Source organism: Halalkalibacterium halodurans (assembly GCF_004376175.1).
In the GTDB taxonomy this organism is placed as follows: Bacteria; Bacillota; Bacilli; order Bacillales; family Bacillaceae_D; genus Halalkalibacterium; species Halalkalibacterium halodurans.
Genome location: NZ_SNUY01000121.1, coordinates 1 through 4,280, shown reverse-complemented (window position 1 = coordinate 4,280; position 4,280 = coordinate 1). Strand labels below are relative to the sequence as shown.

The following is a 4,280-nucleotide window of genomic DNA, read 5'->3' as shown; positions in this document are numbered from 1 at the left end:
TCTTTGAAAATCGAATCTTTGGCTTTGAAGCCCTCGTTGAGTGGGTAAAGCAACACCAAGAAAAACACAAGAAGAATCACGTCATTTTTGGCGTAGAACCAACAGGACATTATTGGAAGAGTCTTGCTTACTATCTAACGGCAAAAGGTTACGACTTTGTCGTCGTGAACCCAATGCACGTTAAGAAAAGTAAAGAACTTGATGACAATTCTCCAACGAAAAACGATACGAAAGACGCAAAAGTGATCGCCCAGTTAATCAAAGATGGGCGATACTCTGTACCAAACCTCTTAGATGGCATATATGCGGAACTAAGAGAATGCGTAAAAATTCGAGATCAGCTTACTGAACAATTAATGATCACAGAAGGTCGCATTCAAAATGTGATTCAACGCTACTTTCCAGAGTTTTTCGATGTGTTTGGAGATTGGGAAGGCAAAGCCGCTCTCTGTACCCTAAAGCTGTTTCCGTTCCCCTCTGATATTCATAAAAAGACACCAGAGAGGGTTCTTCAAGAATGGAAACCGTATGTCCAACGAGGAGTTGGCATTAAGCGCGCAACGAAGCTTGTAGAAACAGCCAAAAAGAGCATTGGAATTGAAGTAGGCTTGAAATTTGCCAAGTGTGAACTGAAGAATCTTATTGAGCAGTATGAGCTTTTTAAGCGGCAATTAGAAGAGTTGGATCAGGAATTAGAAGCCATCGTTGAAACATTACCTGGTGCCCAACAAATGATGAAAATTCCAGGCTTAGGGGCGGTGACTGTTGGATTATTCTTTGCGGAAGTTGGGGACATTTCAAAGTACTCTCATCCTCAACAATTAGTGAACTTAGCAGGGCTATCATTACGTGAGCACAGTTCAGGTAAATTTAAAGGGCAAACAAGGATTACAAAGCGAGGAAGGAAACGATTACGCCGAGCCTTATATTTAGCGATTCGTCCCCTTGTCGCCCATAATTCAACATTTAAAGCCCTGCATCACTATTACACCAAACGCCCTGAACGCCCTTTGAAAAAGCAACAATCTTTGATTGCCTTGTGTTGTAAGTTACTACGTGTGTTGTTTGTCATTGGTCAAAAACAGTGTGAATTTGATGGTTCAAGATTAATAAAAGATATTCCTCAAATGGATGGATTACAGGCAGTGTAACCTTAGAAAGCAGATCACCCAAAGTGGCTTGACACGGAGCCTCTGCGGGCATGGCTCCTTGGCGAAGCGGCGAGTCATCCAATGATTCGCCCATGGCTAAGGAAGCCTACCATGCCCGCCACTCCATGTAAAGCCGTGCATCATCTGTATACTTACAAATAACAAACACCAATAGTGCAGAGTCGGAGTTTATTTTCACCATACGGGCTTATGACCCAGCAAAGGAGCTTATCCGACCTCCACCTCATGGATACGCAGGACGAAGGAAGGTATGGATACCAATCCGGAGAGACATGGGAGGGTTAGCGACCGTGAGTAGCGTGGAGATTTATAGGCACGGTCATACTACTCAATTACCAAACTATACCAGTTTGGACGTTAGGATGGATTATCCCCTGTAAGAAATTTTAATTCGTTCTACTTCTATCCAGTAGTACTGGTGAGATTACTATTTGGTGTTAGTGAAATTTGGAGAATACACGAGTATTAGCGAGAAAATTAAACTTTATTGAGGGAGGGTGACAAAAATTCGCGTGCCGCTTGCACCGATTGGGTGACCTAATGCGATAGCACCACCATTGACATTCAACCGATCCTCTGCGAAAGAAAGTTCTTTGGCAACGGCCAATGATTGAGCGGCAAAGGCTTCGTTGGCTTCAATGAGGTCAATGTCATCCATCGTTAGCCCGGCTTTCGTTAATGCTTTTTTTGTTGCTGGAACGGGACCGATTCCCATAATCCTCGGCTCCACCCCTGCTGTTGCATTCGCTCTAACTGTGACCAGTGGTTTGATCCCGAGCTCAACGGCCTTTTCTTTACTCATAACGACGACCGCTGCTGCTCCATCATTGATGCCAGAGGCGTTACCAGCCGTAACCTTGCCGTCCTTTTTAAATGCGGGCCGAAGAGCTCCTAGCGTTTCAGTAGTCGTCCCTCTTTTCACATATTCATCGGTATCAAACTGGATTGGTTCGCCTTTCCTTTGTGGGATGTCTACTGGTACAATTTCATCTTTAAACCGACCTGATTCAATCGCTTGGACGGCTTTTTCTTGACTCCATGCGGAAAATTCATCTAATTCGGTTCGTGACAGTCCATATTGCTCGCATAGATTCTCAGCGGTGATCCCCATGTGATAATCATTAAATGCACACCATAACCCGTCATGGATCATGCTATCAATTAGTTGATGATGCCCCATTCGATAGCCATCCCTTGCCCCTACTGCTAGATAAGGAGCTTGGCTCATATTTTCCATTCCGCCGGCGACAACAATCTCGGCATCACCACAAGCGATTGCCTGGGACGCTAAGTGGACCGCTTTTAAGCCAGAACCGCAAACTTTATTAATCGTCATCGCTGGAACTGTTTCAGGCAAGCCGGCTTGGAGCGCCGCCTGTCTTGCTGGATTTTGTCCAAGTCCAGCTTGGAGGACATTCCCCATGATCACCTCATCTACCTGCTCATTAAGAACTCCCGCCCGGTGGAGCGCTTCTGAGATTACAAGCGCTCCTAATGTTGGCGCTTTCAAATCTTTTAAATGACCACCGAAGCGGCCAATCGGCGTCCGAACCCCGCTGGCGATTACGACTTCTTCCGTCATCGAATCTCTCCCTCTTTTAAATAATGGCAAATCTCAAAACGAACCGAGGGTTTGCCTTGTCTTTATTATATAACCCCTGTGAAGAAAGCAACAACGGTCATAGCAATCGTTGTACCGAAAGCTGCCTTAAAGAGAAATCTTTGATGGTCTCTTAATTCTACCCCTTTCTCTTATCTTTTCTAAGCAAACAAAACCCAATAAAGTAAGGCAATAATCACACCTATAATCGGAATAAGAGCAAGGTACAATAAGAGTTGATTGCTAATACTTTTATGGCTACTGTAACTCGTGTCTTCAGATTTTGTTAACGCTAATGTGATGACAAGAGCTACTATACAAACGAGTGCTACTAAAATAATTAATAGTTTCATGTTTCCTCCTCCATGTAGAACAAGATCCACTTCTCCTACAGCCTTTGATTCAGCTTTATTTTGAATAACATCATCCTGTCCTGCCAATCTTCATTCTACCAACCATCCTTCACACGAGTAAAACAAACAGCTATTCAGGATTATCCGCAAAGAAAAAACACCTCCCTTGTCGTTGGTCGAGAAAGGAAGGTGTCATTTTATAGCTTTATTCTGTGACTACTAGCTTGCTGACCATATTTTCGTGGTCATCTATTGGTCCGCATACAACACTACAAGCAAGCTCAAATTCTCCAGCTTGGTCCGCAACAAATGTGACAGGTTCCCCTTCAGAGAGGGACACATTATACCCTTCAATGACTGCCTCATGATGCCCTTCAACATTTTCAAACGTAATTTCTACAGTAGCACCGAGAGGCACTTCATATTGCTCTTGATCAAAAGAAAAATTGTCTGCTTGAATATGGAGGGTGACTACGTCTTCTCCGTTAACTTCTGATTCAGCACCAGATGCAGCCTCTTCAGTCTCAGATGGTGCAGCTTCTTGCTCCGCATCCGTCGACGTGTCGTCAGAACTACCGCATGCAGCTAGACCAACAGCAAGAGTTAAGCCCATTAATGATAGCCAAATCTTTTTCATTGTAACAACCCCTTATTGAAAATAATCTCAACCGATGTTTACATAAATCATTGTACCAATTCGCACAGGTAAAATCTGTTGCCAAAAAGGCACAAAATGGTGGCGATTTTATGAAGATTTTAAAAGAGATTGTTCCGCTAGCTAGAATAGATGATATTGTATGTCGGCTTAAACACGCCAGTTGAATATTGCTTTATGTCTACTAGGTCTAAATGCCATTGGTTTTTCACTTCACTAAACAGACGTTTACCTTTCCCAATGAGGACGGGATTCACCTTTAATACTAGTTGATCAATGAGCTTGTGTTCAAGTAGCGAACCGGCTAGTTGGGCACTCTCGTCAGACCTCTTCTGTTTGTTTAAGATTCATCAAATCCCCTCCCCGAAATAAGACGTATTGTCAAAACTTTATATAGAAATAGGTTATTAAATCCTATATTAGAGGGCTTTATAAGCAAAAAAATTGCCACCCCCTGATTTCTGTAGATAATTGAGGTTACCAGACACCCAATTCCAGAA

General features: G+C 43.2%; 4 protein-coding genes and 1 pseudogene. 1 reads left to right on the top strand and 4 read right to left on the bottom strand.

From position 1 onward, the window contains the following. The coding region (locus tag E2L07_RS20165; protein ID WP_134229759.1) for an IS110 family RNA-guided transposase at nucleotides 1-1,151 on the top strand (1,151 nt) is incomplete at its 5' end. A 505-nt stretch (nucleotides 1,152-1,656) separates the two neighbouring features. Here the strand turns inward: E2L07_RS20165 and E2L07_RS20160 are convergent. From E2L07_RS20160 to E2L07_RS21590, 4 genes and pseudogenes are all read right to left on the bottom strand, one after another. Then, nucleotides 1,657-2,754 carry an acetyl-CoA C-acetyltransferase gene (locus E2L07_RS20160; RefSeq protein WP_276399904.1) on the bottom strand — a complete coding sequence of 366 codons (1,098 nt, stop codon included), beginning with the start codon at nucleotides 2,752-2,754 and terminating at the stop codon, nucleotides 1,657-1,659. A 179-nt stretch (nucleotides 2,755-2,933) separates the two neighbouring features. After that, nucleotides 2,934-3,212 (bottom strand): hypothetical protein, encoded by a 279-nt coding sequence (locus E2L07_RS20155; protein ID WP_243855026.1) that lies wholly within the window; start codon nucleotides 3,210-3,212, stop codon nucleotides 2,934-2,936. A 118-nt stretch (nucleotides 3,213-3,330) separates the two neighbouring features. Next, complete coding sequence (locus E2L07_RS20150; protein WP_134230493.1) at nucleotides 3,331-3,762, bottom strand: cupredoxin domain-containing protein; 432 nt, start codon at nucleotides 3,760-3,762, stop codon at nucleotides 3,331-3,333. Between the two features lie 137 nt (nucleotides 3,763-3,899). Continuing rightward, nucleotides 3,900-4,091, bottom strand: a pseudogene (locus tag E2L07_RS21590) (dihydrofolate reductase family protein); the annotation flags it as partial. Between the last annotated feature and the right edge of the window lie 189 nt (nucleotides 4,092-4,280).